This window comes from Mycobacterium sp. DL592 (assembly GCF_011694515.1).
Lineage (GTDB): Bacteria > Actinomycetota > Actinomycetes > Mycobacteriales > Mycobacteriaceae > Mycobacterium.
On sequence record NZ_CP050192.1, the window covers coordinates 1,415,296 to 1,430,861 of the forward strand.

At 66.8% G+C, this 15,566-nt stretch carries 17 protein-coding genes; 7 read left to right on the plus strand and 10 right to left on the minus strand.

Features of this window, described 5'->3' with window-relative positions; all coding sequences use genetic code 11:
* Positions 1 to 19: 19 nt before the first annotated feature.
* The 8 genes from HBE64_RS06900 to HBE64_RS06935 all read right to left on the minus strand — a co-directional run bounded on the left by HBE64_RS06900 (position 20) and on the right by HBE64_RS06935 (position 6,620).
* Positions 20 to 676 (minus strand): TetR/AcrR family transcriptional regulator, encoded by a 657-nt coding sequence (locus HBE64_RS06900; RefSeq protein ID WP_167099523.1) that lies wholly within the window; start codon positions 674 to 676, stop codon positions 20 to 22.
* A gap of 164 nt (positions 677 to 840) precedes the next feature.
* Positions 841 to 1,611 carry an acyl-CoA dehydrogenase family protein gene (locus HBE64_RS06905; protein WP_167108820.1) on the minus strand — a complete coding sequence of 257 codons (771 nt, stop codon included), beginning with the start codon at positions 1,609 to 1,611 and terminating at the stop codon, positions 841 to 843.
* A gap of 24 nt (positions 1,612 to 1,635) precedes the next feature.
* Positions 1,636 to 2,736 (minus strand): acyl-CoA dehydrogenase family protein, encoded by a 1,101-nt coding sequence (locus HBE64_RS06910; RefSeq protein ID WP_167108824.1) that lies wholly within the window; start codon positions 2,734 to 2,736, stop codon positions 1,636 to 1,638.
* A gap of 26 nt (positions 2,737 to 2,762) precedes the next feature.
* Positions 2,763 to 3,197 carry a nuclear transport factor 2 family protein gene (locus tag HBE64_RS06915; RefSeq protein WP_167099524.1) on the minus strand — a complete coding sequence of 145 codons (435 nt, stop codon included), beginning with the start codon at positions 3,195 to 3,197 and terminating at the stop codon, positions 2,763 to 2,765.
* On the minus strand, positions 3,178 to 4,398 hold the full coding sequence (locus tag HBE64_RS06920) for an amidohydrolase family protein (protein WP_167108827.1): 1,221 nt from the start codon (positions 4,396 to 4,398) through the stop codon (positions 3,178 to 3,180). Before HBE64_RS06920 ends, HBE64_RS06915 begins: the two co-directional genes overlap by 20 nt.
* Positions 4,399 to 4,418: 20 nt before the next feature.
* Positions 4,419 to 4,766, minus strand: a complete 348-nt coding sequence (locus tag HBE64_RS06925; protein ID WP_167099525.1) for a hypothetical protein — start codon at positions 4,764 to 4,766, stop codon at positions 4,419 to 4,421.
* On the minus strand, positions 4,759 to 6,084 hold the full coding sequence (locus HBE64_RS06930) for an aromatic ring-hydroxylating dioxygenase subunit alpha (RefSeq protein ID WP_167099527.1): 1,326 nt from the start codon (positions 6,082 to 6,084) through the stop codon (positions 4,759 to 4,761). Before HBE64_RS06930 ends, HBE64_RS06925 begins: the two co-directional genes overlap by 8 nt.
* 5 nt (positions 6,085 to 6,089) lie before the next feature.
* A complete protein-coding gene (locus HBE64_RS06935) occupies positions 6,090 to 6,620 on the minus strand; it encodes a carboxymuconolactone decarboxylase family protein (protein ID WP_167099529.1) in 531 nt (176 codons plus the stop codon).
* A 236-nt stretch (positions 6,621 to 6,856) separates the two neighbouring features.
* Here HBE64_RS06935 and HBE64_RS06940 point away from each other — a divergent pair, with 236 nt between their 5' ends.
* The 7 genes from HBE64_RS06940 to HBE64_RS06970 all read left to right on the plus strand — a co-directional run bounded on the left by HBE64_RS06940 (position 6,857) and on the right by HBE64_RS06970 (position 14,147).
* The gene (locus HBE64_RS06940) at positions 6,857 to 8,146 is read left to right on the plus strand and encodes an amidohydrolase family protein (protein ID WP_167099532.1); all 1,290 of its coding nucleotides are present in this window, start codon (positions 6,857 to 6,859) and stop codon (positions 8,144 to 8,146) included.
* A 24-nt stretch (positions 8,147 to 8,170) separates the two neighbouring features.
* The gene (locus HBE64_RS06945; RefSeq protein ID WP_167108830.1) at positions 8,171 to 9,337 is read left to right on the plus strand and encodes an acyl-CoA dehydrogenase family protein; all 1,167 of its coding nucleotides are present in this window, start codon (positions 8,171 to 8,173) and stop codon (positions 9,335 to 9,337) included.
* Positions 9,338 to 9,371: 34 nt separating this feature from the next.
* On the plus strand, positions 9,372 to 10,586 hold the full coding sequence (locus tag HBE64_RS06950) for a CaiB/BaiF CoA-transferase family protein (RefSeq protein WP_167099535.1): 1,215 nt from the start codon (positions 9,372 to 9,374) through the stop codon (positions 10,584 to 10,586).
* A gap of 13 nt (positions 10,587 to 10,599) precedes the next feature.
* A complete protein-coding gene (locus tag HBE64_RS06955; protein WP_167099538.1) occupies positions 10,600 to 11,745 on the plus strand; it encodes a thiolase family protein in 1,146 nt (381 codons plus the stop codon).
* A gap of 12 nt (positions 11,746 to 11,757) precedes the next feature.
* Positions 11,758 to 12,906, plus strand: coding sequence for an acyl-CoA dehydrogenase family protein (locus HBE64_RS06960; RefSeq protein ID WP_167099541.1), 1,149 nt, complete (start codon positions 11,758 to 11,760; stop codon positions 12,904 to 12,906).
* 99 nt (positions 12,907 to 13,005) lie between these two features.
* Positions 13,006 to 13,644, plus strand: coding sequence for a TetR/AcrR family transcriptional regulator (locus HBE64_RS06965; RefSeq protein WP_167099544.1), 639 nt, complete (start codon positions 13,006 to 13,008; stop codon positions 13,642 to 13,644).
* Entirely contained in the window at positions 13,641 to 14,147 is a 507-nt protein-coding gene (locus HBE64_RS06970) for a hypothetical protein (protein ID WP_167099547.1), read from the plus strand. Before HBE64_RS06965 ends, HBE64_RS06970 begins: the two co-directional genes overlap by 4 nt.
* A gap of 4 nt (positions 14,148 to 14,151) precedes the next feature.
* Here the strand turns inward: HBE64_RS06970 and HBE64_RS06975 are convergent, their stop codons facing one another.
* Positions 14,152 to 14,343: a ferredoxin gene (locus HBE64_RS06975; protein WP_208300579.1), complete on the minus strand. Its 192-nt coding sequence runs from the start codon at positions 14,341 to 14,343 to the stop codon at positions 14,152 to 14,154.
* On the minus strand, positions 14,340 to 15,542 hold the full coding sequence (locus HBE64_RS06980) for a cytochrome P450 (RefSeq protein ID WP_167099553.1): 1,203 nt from the start codon (positions 15,540 to 15,542) through the stop codon (positions 14,340 to 14,342). The genes HBE64_RS06975 and HBE64_RS06980 overlap by 4 nt, the downstream gene beginning before the upstream one ends.
* Between the last annotated feature and the right edge of the window lie 24 nt (positions 15,543 to 15,566).

A 15,566-nucleotide genomic window follows, 5' to 3' on the forward strand; every position in this document is an offset into this window, starting at 1 on the left:
CGCGAATCGCGTTCTCAGTTCACTGCTTGGCGAACCCTTGCGAGCAGAATGCCCAGACTTCGTCCCCGGTGATCGGGCTGTGATTGTTGTCGTCGTCGGGCACACCGCTGGACTGGGCGATGAACATGATGGTCTGCATCGTCATCGCCGCGAGCCGCTTGGGGTTGGCGTCGGCCCGCAGTTCGCCCGCCGCCCCCGCCTCTTCCATGAGTTCGGTGAACAGCGCGATCAGCGGTGCGTGCGCGACCTTGACCTCGGTGGGGTGTGAGATCAGCAGTTGCGGTGCGAAGTCGGTGAACAGCGGCCGGCGGGCCGCGGGGTCGGGCCGGGAGAGCTCGAAGAGCAGCGTTACCGCCACGTTCAGGCGTTTCAGCGGGTCCTTCTGGGCTGATGTGGCGGCGCGGATCTGGTCGGCGGCGCGGCTGAGTGCGTCTTCGAACAGCGCCAGGAGCAGCTCATGCTTCCCGTCGAACTGCAGGTAGAAGCTCCGCAACGACTGCCGCGACCGATCCACCACTTCCTGGACGGTGAAGTCGGTGCTGCCCTTCTCGGTGATGATGGCCTGCGCGGCGTCGAGAAACCGCTGCACACGCTGGCCGGCCCGCACCTTGGCGGTCCTGATGGACCGCTCGACGGCGCGCTGCTTCCAGGCGGGTTCTCCGCTCGGGCTGTTCACTGCAGGGCTCGAAACGAGCTGGCGCCGGCGGTTCGGGTGTACCTCACGGTAAGAGAGTACTACTCTCAGGCGCGAGAATTACGTTCTCAAGGCCAGACCTGGCGAAATTTTCTGCTGCCCGGCGAGTCTAACCGCCAATTACGCCTTACAGGTCATGACGTGCATCACAAATTCACCAGCCGTGGCGCATACCCGGCCGCCCGCACCACGGCCCCGGCCTCGCGGGTCAGATCCCGTGCCGAGCCCAGCAGACCGTCGAGGATCATGACCCGTTTCACGTGCCGGTGCAGGTCGTGCTCGGCGGTGAACCCGATCCCGCCCATCACCTGCTGGCAGTGTTTGGCCGCGGTCAGTGCCGTCTGCCCGGCGGCCGCCTTGGCCAGCAGGCAGCCGAGGTCGTCGGCGGCCACTCGCAGGGTCGCCTCGGCGCCTTCGATGGCCACCAGCGTCTCGGCCAGCCGGTGCCGCACCGCCTGGAAGGACGCAATCGGCCTGCCGAACTGGACCCGGTCCACCGCGTGCTGGCGGGCCAGGGTCAGCATGGCGCGGGCCGAACCCACCAGCCACCAGCCCAGGGCAACCCGCCCGGCGGCCAGCGGCACGGACTCGCCGTCGGCCACGGCCCGCACCGGCAGCTCGTCGTCGATCACCTGGCCGCCCGCGCCCGCCCGCTCCCACACCACCCAGCGGCCGCCGGTGAACGGGAGGGGCACGGTGCCGCCGGCGGGCTTGCCCGCGGCGTGCAGCACGACGTCGTTGAGGACACCGGCGTGCGTGCCCGTCTCACCGAGCAGACGGAACACCAGGGCAGCGGCCTCGGCGGGGATCTCGGTGAGCATGTCGAGCCAGCCGAGTTCGGCCAGGGTGTCCTCGACGTTGGGGCATCCGGCGTCGGCCGCGGCGGTCATGGTCTTGTGCAGGGTGTCGGCAAGCATGCCGAGTTCTCCGTCGTCCACGTCTCACTCCTTCCCGAGGTCGAGAAGCCGGCGGGCGATGATGTTGCGCTGGATCTCGGCGGTGCCGCCGTAGATCGTCGCCGAGCGCGAATAGAGAAACTCTGGGCGCCAAGGACTTTCGTCGAGCTCCAGGACACCGGGCAGCAGGTCGCGCGCGGTGTCGTAGAGGCGCTGTTCGGCCCCGGCCAGCAGCACCTTGTCCACCGAGGTCTCCGGCCCGAGTTTGGCCCCCTCGGCGAACCGCCGCTGGGTCTGCGCCGACGTGGCGCGCACGGTGTGCAGTGCCAGGTAGGCTGCGCCGATCTCGGCGTCCGATGCATCAGGCGCCTGGGCCACCAGGCGATCGAGCCGGGTGTACAGGTAGGCGATGCGCTGCCAGAAGCAGGTCGAGCGTTCGAACGGCAGCAGGTCATTGGCCAGTTGCCAGCCGTCGCCGGGATTGCCCAGCATGCGTTCGCCCGGTACGACGACGTCGTCGAAGTACACCTCGCAGAACTCGTCGACGCCGTGCATCGTGCGCAGCGGGCGCACCGTGACGCCGGGGGAGTCCAGGTCGACGAAGAACGCGGTGATGCCCTGGTGCTTAGGGGTATCCGGCGATCCGGTGCGGGTCAGCAGGACGCAGCGTTTGGAGAACTGCGCGAAGCTCGTCCACACCTTCTGGCCGTTGACCACCCAGTGGTCGCCGTCCTGGACGGCCCTGGTGGTCAGCGACGCCAGGTCGCTGCCGGACCCGGGTTCGGAGAACCCCTGGCACCAATGCTCCTCGCCACGCAGGTACCGCGGCACCATCTGCGCCGCCAGTTCCGGCCTGGCGTAGGAGATCAGCGTGGGCACAAGGACTTCCATCATCGAATACGGGCCTGGCTCGGCGAGGCCGCGGCCGAGGATCTCCTCGGCCACCACCAGGCGCATCACGGCCGTACCGCCGAGGCCGCCGACCTCGGTGGGCCAGCCGTAGCGCATCCAGCCCGCGTCGTAGAGCTCGCGGCGGACCCGGCTCATCTGGTCGATGTGTCCGGCCAGGGAATGGTCCGGGCCGGGAGTGAGGTCATGCTCGGCGAGCCAGCTCTGCAGCCCGGCGCGGAATTCGTCGACCGCCATGGGGGATTCGGTCACGGTGCCGTCCGTCATCCGCCGGCGGGCCGCCCGATCGCGTGCGGGCGACCCGAATCGTGTTCGCCGCTGCGCCGGATGAACGTCATCGCCCGGGTGCGCAGCCGCCAGCCGTCGGCGGTGCGCACATAGGTGTCGCGGTAGTAGCCGATCCGCATGTCGTGGGCCGAGTGCTCGATGAAGCACAGCGGCTGGGTGCCGGTCGCCGCGTCGGGATCGTCGCGGTCGAACTCGATCAACGACTCGCCGGTCATGAAGAGCCCCTTGGGGGCTGCCTCGACGAGAACCGGGAACCGGGACAGCGAATACGTCTCGCCGAAGGCGCTGTAGGTGCCGTCGTCGGTGAACACCTTCACCAGGCCGTCGACGTCGAGTTGGGTGATGGTCACCGCGTAGCGGGCCAGTAGCTGCTGGATCTCGACGATGTCGTCAGTCCGTCTTGTGGACATGGACTTTCCCGCCTTTCATCACGAAACGCACGTTCTTGGTCACGGTGATGTCGGCCAGCGGATCGCCCGGCACGGCGATGATGTCGGCCAGCAGCCCCTCGGCCAGCCGGCCGCGGTCATCGGCGTTGATCAGCTCGGCGGCGGTCACCGTGGCCGCCCTGAGCACCGCCGCCGGCGGTAGGCCCCACTCGACGAGTGTCACGAGTTCATCGGCGTTGCGGCCGTGCGGGATCGCCGGCGCGTCGGTGCCGACCGCGATCTTCACCCCGGCCTCGTAGGCGGCCTTGATCGAGGTGCGCGCCTTGGGGAACATCTCGGCGGCCTTGGCCTGCAACACCGGCGGCGCCTTGGAGACGTCCATCGCCTCGGCGAGGCGGCGGGTGCTCACCAGGAAGGTGCCGTTGTCGACCATCATGGCGATGGCCTCGTCGTCGATGAGGAACCCGTGCTCGATGCAGTCGATGCCGACCCGCACCGCATGCTTGACCGCGTCGGCGCCGTGCGTGTGCGCGGCCACCCGCAACCCGCGGCGATGCGCCTCATCGACGATCGCCGCCAGTTCCTCATCCGAATAGTGTTGCGCCCCAGCCGCACCGGTCAGCGACATCACCCCACCCGAGCAACAGACCTTGATCACCTCGGCGCCGTGCTTGATCTGGTAGCGCACCGCCTTACGGATCTCGTCGACGCCGTTGGCGATGCCCTCCTCGACGGTCAACTCGAGCACGCCCGGCATGAACGCCGCGAACATCGTCGGGTCCAGGTGCCCGCCCGTGGGGGTAATCGCGTGGCCCGCGGGCACGATTCGCGGACCGTCGATCAAGCCCGCCTCGATGGCCTTGCCCAGCGCGACGTCGAGCAGGTAGCCGCCCGTCTTGACGAACAGTCCGAGGTTGCGCACGGTGGTGAAGCCCGCGTGCAGGGTTCGGCGGGCATTGCCCACCGCGCGCAGCACCCGGGTCGGCGGGTCGTCCTGAACCTGTGACAGGCCTGGGTTTTCACCCCGGCCACCCATCAGGAGGTTGACCTCCATGTCCATCAGACCCGGCAGCAGGATGTTGTCCCCGAGGTCGATCAGCTCGCCTTCGTCGGCGGTGCCGCCCAGGCCGACGATGCGGTCGCCGTCGACCTTGACGATGCCGGGCCGCACGACCCGGCCCGCCTCGACGTCGACGTAGCCCGCGGCCTTGAGCGTGATCAGCGATGAACGCTCCGGCACCCTCAGACCACCGGCTCCCGGACGATGGTGACCCAGGCCGCGCCGCTGTCGAGAACGCGGGGCTGTTTCCAGACCTCCACCGGGAACGACACCATCACCACCGACTGCATGAGGTGCATCAGTCGCTTGGCGTCATCGGGCATGTCGTGCAAGGGAAAACGGGCATCGAGGTACACCATGACCTCTTCAAGCCGCGCCGTCCCGGCATCGTAGAGATCCTGCATCTCGGCCATCGTGGCGGACAGCCGCTTGGCGTAGCGCTCCGGCTCGGTGGCCAGGATCCAGTCGCTGAACCGCTCCAGGTCGGCGAACTCCGCGGGCAGCAGACCCGTGGTCGTGGTTTCAGACATGTGCGACGCTCCCGTTGGTCTTCTCGCCCGACGCTATCGTGCTCTGCTGGTATTCATCGACGTATTTGCGTGCGGTGTGGTGCAGATGCCGCAGCAGGATCTCCTGATCGCACAGCGGGAAATCGGTGACCGCCCGGGTGCCGATCTGGGTCTGGGTGGCTTCCAGGGTGTTGGCGTCCTGCAGTGCGTACTCCTTGAAGGTCACCGCGGCCAGCTCCTGGGACAACCGCTGCCGAGTGTTCTTCGGCGGCACGAAATAGAGGTTCGCCTCGAAGATGTGCTTGTCGACGTCGGTCGGCCAGTAGTTGTAGGTCAGGTACCACCCGGGTGCCCACAGCAGCAGGGTGAAGTTGGGGAAGAACTCGAAAGAGTCCTGGCCCCATGTCTTCTGGCGGGCGGGATTGACAGCGGGGGGCAGCTCGTCGGGCAGGATGCCCTTGATGTCGGGCCGGTCCCACGGGCCGAACAGGCCGCTGTGCAGGATGCGTTCGATCGGCTTGACCATGTTGAGGTCCTTGGGCGGGCTCATCCCACCCCAGGACGAGATCATCGAGTGCTGACCTTTGATGTCGTAGTGCAGTGCCTCGAAGCCGACCTTGGCCAGCTTCTCGGCCTCCTCCTTGGTCGCCTGCTTCATGTGCAGCACGGGCGCGTGGTAGAACTCGGTGAACGCGTCGATGAACAGCTTCCAGTTCGCGTTGATCTCGGCGGTGTAGCTGTAGACCTCGGTCATCTCGTGGAACGGATAACCCTCCAGACCCTTGGCGAAGTCGCCGAGGTAGTCCCGCAGCGGCTCGGCGTCGTCGTCGAAGTTGACGAAGATGAAGCCCTCCCACACCTCGCAGCGCACCGGCTTGAGCGGGTAGTCGGCCTTGTCGAGGTCGAAGAACTCGTCTTCCTGCTGGACGAATGTCAGCTTGCCGTCCAGGCCGTAGCGCCAGGCGTGATACTTGCAGGTGAACTGGCGGCAGCTGCCGGAGACCTCTTGGCCCGGATAGTCGTTCCACACCAGCTTGTTGCCGCGGTGCCGGCACAGGTTGTAGAAGGCGCGAATGGTTCCGTCGGGTCCGGCGCCGTCCCTGACGATGATGATCGACGTGCCGGCGCCCACCGAGGGCATCTCGCGGGTGAAGTAGCTGCCGTTCTTGGGAAGTCGCTCGACGCGCCCGACCTGCAGCCAGGTCTTGCGGAAGATCGCCTGCTGTTCCAGCTTCCACTGTTGCGGGTCGATCGAGTCGGTGTAGTCGACCGGGGCGGTGCCCAGCTCCGGCCAGTTCTCTGTCCAGCTGCCGACTGCCGGCTTCGGGAAGTGTGCCAACGTAGTTACCTTTCCTGTTCTAGCTGTACGCCGAAAGTGTTGAACGCCATGGCCAACATGGCGTAGGTGCCGACGGTGAAGACGAGGTCCATGCGCTGACGGTCACTGAGGTGCTCGCCGAGTGCGTCCCACGTCTGGTCGGTCAGGTTCGATATCGCATCGAGTTCGTCGACTGCGGTGAGCACCAGCCGGTCGAGGGCGTCGGCGGCCTCGCCGCGACGAACGGCCTCGATATCGGCCGCGGTGAGACCCTCGGCCTCCGCGAGCTCGACGTGGTGTTCCCATTCGTAGGTGCACTCCCGCCGGTGCGCGATCCGCAGGATCGCCAGCTCGCGCAGTCGCGGCGGCAGGGAGGACTTGAACAGCAGATGCACGTTGAGGCCGAGGAAGGCTCTGGTGAGCTCCGGATGGCGCACCAACGTGGACAACGCCGTCCCGGCCTGCTCGGGATTCTGCCGCTCGCGCGGCAGCATGCCCCGGAAGGCGGCGCGGACGTCGTCGTCCCACTGTTCGGCAGGCAGCGGCGTCAGTCGCACCCGTAGTCTCCTCTCACTGGAGAGAATCACATTCTCAATTACGAATAATAGATTTCCATGAACCGGCTCAGAGGTCAATCCCCGAGCGTGTGCGGGGTGGTAAACCCGAGGTCAACTGGTTCGGACCGGGTGTCGCCGGATCCGCAAGCGCGCCCGGTAAGGTGGTTACCGCGTGTTGATTCTCGCAGTAGGAGAAGCTAGTTTTCATAGCAGGGCACCCGACGAGAGGAACGGCCATGCGCAAAGAGGACATGATCCTGATCAGCGTCGACGACCACATCGTCGAGCCGCCCGATATGTTCGCCAACCACCTGCCCAAGAAGTACATCGACGACGCGCCCCGGCTGGTGCACAACCCCGACGGCTCGGACATGTGGCGGTTCCGCGACGTGGTGATCCCCAACGTGGCGCTCAACGCGGTGGCCGGCCGTCCCAAGGAGGAGTACGGCCTGGAGCCCCAAGGCCTCGACGAGATCCGGCCCGGCTGCTACAACGTCGACGAACGGGTCAAGGACATGAACGCCGGCGGCATCCTCGGCTCGATCTGCTTCCCGTCCTTCCCCGGCTTCGCCGGGCGGTTGTTCGCCACCGAGGACGAGGCGTTCTCGTTGGCGCTGGTGCAGGCCTACAACGACTGGCACATCGACGAGTGGTGCGGGGCGTATCCGGCCCGGTTCATCCCGATGGCGATCCCGGTGATCTGGAATGCCGAGCTGTGCGCGCAGGAGGTGCGCCGGGTCGCGGAGAAGGGCGTGCACGCCATCACCTTCAGTGAGAACCCGGCGGCGATGGGCTACCCGAGCTTCCACGACCCGTACTGGAACCCGCTGTGGAAGGCGTTGTGCGACACCGACACCGTGCTCAACGTGCACATCGGGTCCTCGGGCAAGCTGGCCATCACCGCGCCGGATGCGCCGATGGACGTGATGATCACGCTGCAGCCGATGAACATCGTGCAGGCCGCCGCCGATCTGCTGTGGTCGCGGCCGGTCAAGGAGTATCCGGATCTGAAGATCGGTCTTTCCGAAGGTGGAACGGGCTGGATCCCCTACTTCCTGGACCGGGCGGATCGCACCTACGAGATGCACTCGACGTGGACCGGTCAGGACTTCGGCGACAAGGTGCCCTCGGACGTCTTCCGGGAACACTTCCTGACCTGCTTCATCAGCGATCCGGTCGGGGTCAAGCTGCGCCACGACATCGGCATCGACAACATCGCCTGGGAAGCCGACTACCCGCACAGCGACTCGATGTGGCCGGGAGCCCCCGAGGAACTGTGGGAAGTGTTGAGCGCCAACGACGTACCCGACAGCGACATCAACAAGATGACGTATGAGAACGCCATGCGCTGGTACTCGTTCGACCCGTTCAAGCACATCGCGCGCGAGCAGGCCACCGTCGGCGCGCTGCGTGAGGCCGCCACCGGGCACGACGTGTCGATCCAGGCACTGAGTCACCACAAGAAGGGCGAGCGCGGCGGAAGCGCCCTGTTCGAAGCGGCACAGGCCAACAGCGGCCCCGAGTAGTGGAGGATCGCCGTGACCGGCGGAATGAGCTTCGAGCTGACCGAGGATCAGGAGCTGATCCGTAAGTCTGTGCGCGAGTTGGCATCTCGGTTCGACGACCAGTACTGGATGGACAAGGATCTGGCGCACGAATTCCCCCGGGAGTTCTACGACGCCATCGCCGGCGGCGGCTGGCTCGGGATGACCATCCCGGAGGAGTACGGCGGGCACGGGCTGGGAATCACCGAGGCCACGATCCTGGCCGAAGAGGTCGCCCGCTCCGGCGGCGGCATGAACGCCGCCAGCGCCATCCACATGTCGATCTTCGGCATGCAACCGGTCGTGGTGTTCGGCTCCGAGGAGATGAAGGCCGCGACGTTGCCGCGGATAGTCACCGGTGACCTGCACGTGTGCTTCGGCGTGACCGAACCCGGTGCGGGCCTTGACACCTCGCGCATCACCACCTTCGCCCGTCGCGACGGCGACAGCTACGTGGTCAACGGGCGCAAGGTGTGGATCTCCAAGGCGCTGGAATCCGAGAAGATCCTGCTGCTGACCCGCACGACACCCCGTGACGAGGCGGCCAAGCCGACCGACGGAATGTCGCTGTTCCTCACCGACATCGACCGCGACCACATCGACATCCGCCCCATCAAGAAGATGGGGCGCAACGCTGTCTCCTCCAACGAGGTGTTCATCGACGACCTGCGGATCCCGGTCTCCGATCGCATCGGTGAGGAGGGCAAGGGGTTCTCCTACATCCTGCACGGCCTGAACCCCGAGCGGATGCTGATCGCCGCCGAGGCTCTCGGTATCGGCCGGGTGGCGCTGGACCGCGCGGTGAAGTACGCCAACGAGCGGATCGTGTTCGACCGGCCCATCGGCATGAACCAGGGCATCCAGTTCCCGCTGGCCGACTCGCTCGCCCGACTCGACGCCGCCGAACTGATCCTGCGCAAATCCACCTGGCTGTACGACAACGGCAAGTCGTGCGGCCGGGAGGCCAACATGGCGAAATACCTGTGCGCCGACGCCGGTTTCGCTGCGGCGGACCGCGCGCTGCAGACCCATGGCGGGATGGGGTACTCCGAGGAGTACAACATCTCCCGGTTCTTCCGTGAGGCACGTCTGATGAAGATCGCCCCGGTCAGCCAGGAGATGATCCTCAACTTCCTGGGATCGCACGTGCTGGGGTTGCCGAGGAGCTACTGATGGCCGTCCGCGCGGCCGACCGTATGGTGATCTGATGTCTTCTGCTGACCAACCGGCGCCCCCGCTCGCCGGTGTCACCGTCGTGGCCTTGGAACAGGCCGTTTCCGCACCGATGTGCACCCGTGTGCTCGCCGACTTCGGCGCCCGCGTGATCAAAGTGGAGAACCCGGCCGGTGGCGACTTCGCACGCCACTACGACGACGTAGTCAACGGACCCGGCGGGCTGGCGGCCCACTTCGTGTGGGCCAACCGCAACAAGGAGTCGGTGGCGCTGGACCTGAAATCGGCGCAGGGCCTTGATGTTCTGCACCGGCTGCTGGACCGCGCCGATGTCCTGGTGTCCAATCTCGCGCCCGGTTCGACCGCCCGGCTCGGCATCTCGCCGAAGCAGTTACGCGACCGGCACCCCGATGTGATCGCCGTCGAGATCGACGGTTACGGATCCGGCGGCCCGCTGTCGAACAAGCGGGCCTACGACCTGTTGGCGCAGGCCGAGTCCGGGTCGTGCGCGGTCACCGGCTACCCAGGGATGCCGGCGAAGCCTGGGCCGCCGATCGCCGACATCTCCACCGGGTTGTACTCGGCGTTGTCGATCATGGCGCTGCTGTTCTCCAGGGACAACCGGGACCGTCGCGGGGGAGCGGTCAACGTGAGCCTGTTCGACACCATGACCGACCTGATGGGCTATCCGCTGACCTACACCCAGCACTCCGGAATCGACCAGCAGCCCCTGGGTATGAGCTCACCGGCGGTGGCCCCCTACGGGGCCTATCAGACCTCCGACGGCCAGACGGTCGTGCTGGGTACCACCAACGACCGGGAATGGCAGCGGCTGGCACGGGAGATCATCGAGCGTCCCGACCTCGCCGACGATCCGCGCTTCGCCTCCAACTCCGACCGGGTGGCCAACCGGGCCGTCCTCGACGAGGCGATCCAGAACTGGTGTGCCAGGCATGATTTCGCCGAAGTCCAGAAGGTGGCCGACGCCGCGGGTATCGGCAACGCCCGATACAACCTGCCCAGCGAGGTCATCACACATCCCCAGCTGAGCGAACGCGACCGCTGGCGGACGGTGCAGACCCCGGCAGGCCCGATCCAGGCGATCCTGCCGCCGCCGATCGTCGACGGATACGAACAACCGATGGGCCCGGTGCCCGGCCTCGGTGAGCACACCGACGCGATACTCACCGAATTGGGCCTGTCCGGCAACGAGATCGACCATCTGCGCCAGCAGGGAGTCGTGGCGTGAGAGAGGAGCAGTCATGCGTGAAGCGGTGATCGTCGAGGCCGTGCGCACACCGGTCGGCAAACGCAACGGCGGGTTGTCCGGGGTGCACGCCGCCGACCTGTCGGCAATTGTGCTGTGCGAATTGGCCGACCGCACCGGCCTGGACCCGTCGACGGTCGATGACGTTGTGTGGGGCTGCGTGTCCCAGGTGGGCGACCAGTCGAGCAACATCGGCCGGTTCTCGGTCCTGGCCGCCGGGTGGCCGGAGTCCATCCCGGGAACGACGGTGAACCGGGCGTGCGGATCCAGCCAGCAGGCACTGGATTTCGCCGCCCAGGCGGTGATGAGCGGCCAGCAGGATGTCGTCGTCGCAGGCGGCGTCGAGGTGATGAGCCGGGTCCCGCTCGGGTCGGCGCGTGCCACCGGTATGCCGTATGGGCCCAAAGTGCTTGCTCGGTATGACGATTTCTCGTTCAACCAGGGTCTCTCGGCGGAGATGATCGCCCAGAAGTGGGGCTTCTCGCGCACCGATCTCGACGAGTTCTCGGCGCGTTCCCACGAACTTGCGGCGGCCGCCCAGGACCGGGGTGCCTTCAGCGACCAGATCGTGGCGGTCCCCACCGACGGCGGCGCCGTCACCGCCGACGAGGGAATCCGGCGGGGTACCACCGCCGAGAAACTGGCCGCGCTCAAGCCCGCCTTCACCGAGGACGGGGTGATCCACGCCGGTAACTCATCGCAGATCTCCGACGGTGCGGCGGCCTTGCTCGTCACGACCCCCGAACATGCTGCCGCGCAGGGCTGGACGCCGATCGCCCGCTATATCGCGGGTGCGGTGGCCGGCGCCGACCCGGTTCTGATGCTCACCGGCCCGATCCCCGCGACGCAGAAGGTGCTGGCCAAGACCGGCCTGGCCGTCGACGACATCGGGGTCTTCGAGGTCAACGAGGCGTTCGCGCCGGTTCCCCTGGCGTGGCTGGCCGACACCGGAGCCGACGCGGCTCGGCTCAACCCGCTGGGCGGTGCGATCGCACTGGGCCACCCGCTGGGCGGCTCCGGTGCCGTGCTGATGGCCCGCATGCTGTATCACATGCGCGACAACGACATTCGGTACGGCCTGCAGACGATGTGCGAGGGTGGCGGCACCGCGAACGCGACCATCGTCGAGCTCATCAACTGACCCGGGGGAGCCATGCGCCGCAATCTGTTCACCGCCGACCACGAGGCCTTTCGTGAACTCGCCCGCGACTTCGTCGAGAAGGAGGTCGTCCCGCAGTATCCGGCGTGGGAGAAGGGCGGCCGGATGCCTCGTGAGGTGTTCAAGCAGATGGGCGCACTCGGCATGCTCGGGATGGCCATTCCCGAGGAGTACGGCGGGGCCGGCATGCCCGACTACCGCTACAACGTCGTGCTGCAGGAGGAGGCGGCTCGCGCACTGGTGACGTTGTCGACGGTGCGCACCCAGCTCGAGGTGATCCTGCCGTACTTCCTGCACTACGCGAACGACGAACAGCGACAGCGCTGGTTTCCCGGCCTGGCCGACGGAACCCTGCTGACCGCGGTGGCGATGACCGAGCCGGGCACCGGCTCGGATCTGGCCGGGGTGCGCACCACCGCCGTCCGGGACGGCGACCAGTTCGTCCTCAACGGCGCCAAGACGTTCATCACCGGCGGCATGCAGGCCGACCTGGTGATCGTCGTCGCCCGTACGTCCACCGATCCGGACAACCGCCGCAGGGGTCTGACGCTGCTGGTGGTCGAGGACGGCATGGCGGGCTTCACCCGCGGCCGCGAGCTGGAGAAGATGGGCTGCAAGGTGCAGGACACCGCCGAGCTGTCCTTCGTCGACGTGCGGATGCCGGCGGCGAATGTGCTTGGCGCCGAGGGCGAGGCCTTCTCCTACCTCGGCCACAACCTCCCGCAGGAACGGCTGACGGTCGCTGTCGGATCGGTGGCCCAGGCCCGGTCGGCCATCGCCGCCGCGATCGACTACACCCGCGATCGCAAGGCGTTCGGCACTCCGGTCGCCTCGTTCCAGAACACCAAGTTCGAACTCGCGGCCTGCTCGACGGAGGTCGAGGCCGCCCAGGCGATGCTCGACAGGGCGGTGGCCCTGCACGTCGAGGGTGAGCTGAGCGGGGCCGACGCGGCGCGGGTGAAGCTGTTCTGCACCGAGATGCAGCAGCGGGTGGTGGACCGCTGCCTGCAGCTCTTCGGCGGCTACGGCTACATGATGGAGTATCCGATCGCGCGGCTGTACACCGATGCGCGGGTGGCCCGCATCTACGCCGGCACCAGCGAGGTCATGAAGGTGATCATCGCCAAGTCGCTGGGGCTCTAGGAACCACCCCGAATTTTGTCGCTCTGAGACCCTTGTCACACGCGCAAAACCAACCTACTGTGTGTTCACTAGGTTGGTTACTCGCGTGAAGGGAGCCCGGTGACCGCGTCAGAAACGCCGGCTCTTCGCGCAAGCGCTCACCGCCCATACGCCACCCTTCTGGCCAAGGGGGAGGACCGCAAGCAGCTGATCCTCGACGTCGCGCAGCGCCTGCTGGCCCGCAACGGCTGGCGCAACACCACCCTGGCCCAGATCGCCAAGGCGGCCGGGGTTACCCCGGCCGGTCTGCTGCACCACTTCGAATCCAAGGAACAGCTGCTGCACGCCGTCCTGGACGCCCGCGACGCCGACGACGTCGAGCACGCCGATCTGCACACCGGCGACCTCGCCGAGGCGATCGCCAGCGCGGCCGAACGCTTCGAGCGCTCACCGGAACTGGTCGGCACCTTCGCGGTCCTGATGGCCGAGAACATCGCCCCCGACGCCCCACTGCACGATCGCCTGGTCTCGCGTTACCGCGACGCGGTGAAGATCATCGCCAACCGGATCAGCGCCGGCCAGGCCGACGGGCGCTACCGAAACGACGTGAACCCGGTCGTCAAGGCCGTGGAAGTGCTGGCATTTGTTAACGGAATGGAGACCTCATGGCTACTCGATCCCTCGATACCGCTGACCGATGTGTTCCGGGAGTATTCCCGATCTCTGGCGAGTCAGCTGGCGCCGGTCGCCGAATCATGAGGTACCGGCTCGACATCGTCGCGCCCACCGTGGCCGAGGCCGTGCGGTACGCCGGCGGCTGGATGTTCGACCGGGTGATGTCCGGTTGGGACGTCAACGTTCTGATCCCCGATGCCGACGACATCCGGCCACTGTCCATCCTCGGCGCGCAGAGCGTCGACTACGAATCGGTGATCGCCGCAGGCGATGACCAACCGCATCCGCAGGCGCTCGCGGTCGCGTCGGATCTCATCGCTTCCGATGCCCGGGTGCGCGAAGGTGTGCAGCGCGCACTGGAGCACGGCATGACCGAGGTGGCGCTGTGGGGTGACGCGCAGCCGGAGTGGCTGGGTCAGGGCGTCGACTGCGTCCAGCATCGCCTGAGCGCCGCCGCCCGGGTGTTCAAGGCCCAGGCACTGGCAGCTGCCGAGGTGACAGACCTCTGCGTCGAACCGGTCGAGAAGTTCCGCAGCGGCGCGATGAGCTGCCCGCCGATCGGCGCCGACCTGGTTCCGGCCGGCTAGCGCCTCACTCCCGGATCGAGATCGCCTGCCGCGGGCACTGCCGCACGGCATCACGAATCTGCGCCTCGTTCTCCGGAGTCACCTCGTCAGACAACACGTGCAGGTAGTCCTGGTCGTCGACCTGGAACACCTCGGGGATGATGCCCATACAGATCGCGTTGGCCTCGCACAGGCCGAAATCCACTTCAATCTTCATCGCAACACCTTTACCGGAACGGTGTGCCATCCGGCGACGTTCTGCATGTGAACACGCTCGAGACGATCCCACTGAACCTCGTAGCGCGGCATGAAGTCCAGCAGCCGCTCCAGCGCGATCGCGCTTTCCATGCGGGCCAGCGCGGCGCCCAGACAGCTGTGAATGCCGTACCCGAGTCCGAGGTTCTGCGCCTCGGTGCGGTCACGGTCGATGTCGAACTTGTGGGCGTCGGTGAAGGCCCGCGGGTCGCGGTTGGCCGCCGCGCCGATCATGAAGACCGGCTTGCCCGCCGGGATGGTCACACCGTGCAGGGTCTTCTCCTTCACCGAGTACCGGACGTTGTACTGCACCGGACCCTCATAGCGCAGCAGCTCCTCGACGGCGGCCGGAATCTTGCTGCGGTCGTCGAGCAACTTCTGCCACTGGTCGGGGTTGCGCGCGAAGATCACCGCCGCGTTGCCGAGGAGCTTGGTGACGGTTTCCGCGCCGGCGCCGCCCAAAAGTGTTGCAAATCCACAGATCTCGATGTCGTCGAGCTTGCGCAGGTTGCCGTCGTCGTCGGGGATCTCCGCGGCGATGAGGCGGCTGATCATGTCGTCCTGCGGGTTCTCCCGGCGCTCCTGGACGAGACCGAAGTAGTACATGGCCGTCTCGATATTGGCCTGCATGCCGGCTTCGCCCATCTCCATCTGGCCGGGTTCGCGGTGCAGTGAGGTGTCGATCCAGACCCGGACCTGCTGGCGGTACTCCTCGGGGACACCGGCCATCCGGGTGATCACCTCGACCGGGAAGGGTCCGGAGAAGTCCTGCACGACGTCGAAGTTGTCCGGGTCGGCGGCGTTGAGGTACCGGTCGATCTGCTCGACGACGGTCTCGCGCTGCTCCTGGACGGCGCGTGGGGTGAAGGCCTTGTTCAGCAGGCTGCGCATATGGCGGTGCTCGGGCGGGTCCATGAAGATGATCGATTTCGGCGGCGGCTCAGGCGCTTTCACCATGGCGAGATCGCAGCCCCGGGCCGAGGAGAACGTCTCGTGATCCTTGAGTCCCTCGGCCACGTCCTCGTGCCGGGTCAGGGCGTAGAAGTCCATCTCGGGGTGGTAGTAGACCGGTGCCTCGTCCTGCATCCGCCGGTAGAGGTCGAACGGGTTGTTGAAGAACTCCTCCGAGAAGGGGTCGAAGACGAGTTCGGCCTGGGACATTGAGTTCTCCTCTGAGGCGTTCGT

Coding starts and splice junctions, on each gene's coding strand:
- HBE64_RS06970 (WP_167099547.1), top strand. CDS start 13,641: ATGAGGTACCGGCTCGACATCGTCGCGCCCACCGTGGCCGAGGCCGTG.
- HBE64_RS06925 (WP_167099525.1), bottom strand. CDS start 4,766: ATGTCTGAAACCACGACCACGGGTCTGCTGCCCGCGGAGTTCGCCGAC.
- HBE64_RS06910 (WP_167108824.1), bottom strand. CDS start 2,736: ATGGCGGTCGACGAATTCCGCGCCGGGCTGCAGAGCTGGCTCGCCGAG.
- HBE64_RS06980 (WP_167099553.1), bottom strand. CDS start 15,542: ATGTCCCAGGCCGAACTCGTCTTCGACCCCTTCTCGGAGGAGTTCTTC.
- HBE64_RS06950 (WP_167099535.1), top strand. CDS start 9,372: ATGTCTTCTGCTGACCAACCGGCGCCCCCGCTCGCCGGTGTCACCGTC.
- HBE64_RS06955 (WP_167099538.1), top strand. CDS start 10,600: ATGCGTGAAGCGGTGATCGTCGAGGCCGTGCGCACACCGGTCGGCAAA.
- HBE64_RS06960 (WP_167099541.1), top strand. CDS start 11,758: ATGCGCCGCAATCTGTTCACCGCCGACCACGAGGCCTTTCGTGAACTC.
- HBE64_RS06905 (WP_167108820.1), bottom strand. CDS start 1,611: ATGCTTGCCGACACCCTGCACAAGACCATGACCGCCGCGGCCGACGCC.
- HBE64_RS06975 (WP_208300579.1), bottom strand. CDS start 14,343: ATGAAGATTGAAGTGGATTTCGGCCTGTGCGAGGCCAACGCGATCTGT.
- HBE64_RS06940 (WP_167099532.1), top strand. CDS start 6,857: ATGCGCAAAGAGGACATGATCCTGATCAGCGTCGACGACCACATCGTC.
- HBE64_RS06945 (WP_167108830.1), top strand. CDS start 8,171: ATGAGCTTCGAGCTGACCGAGGATCAGGAGCTGATCCGTAAGTCTGTG.
- HBE64_RS06915 (WP_167099524.1), bottom strand. CDS start 3,197: ATGTCCACAAGACGGACTGACGACATCGTCGAGATCCAGCAGCTACTG.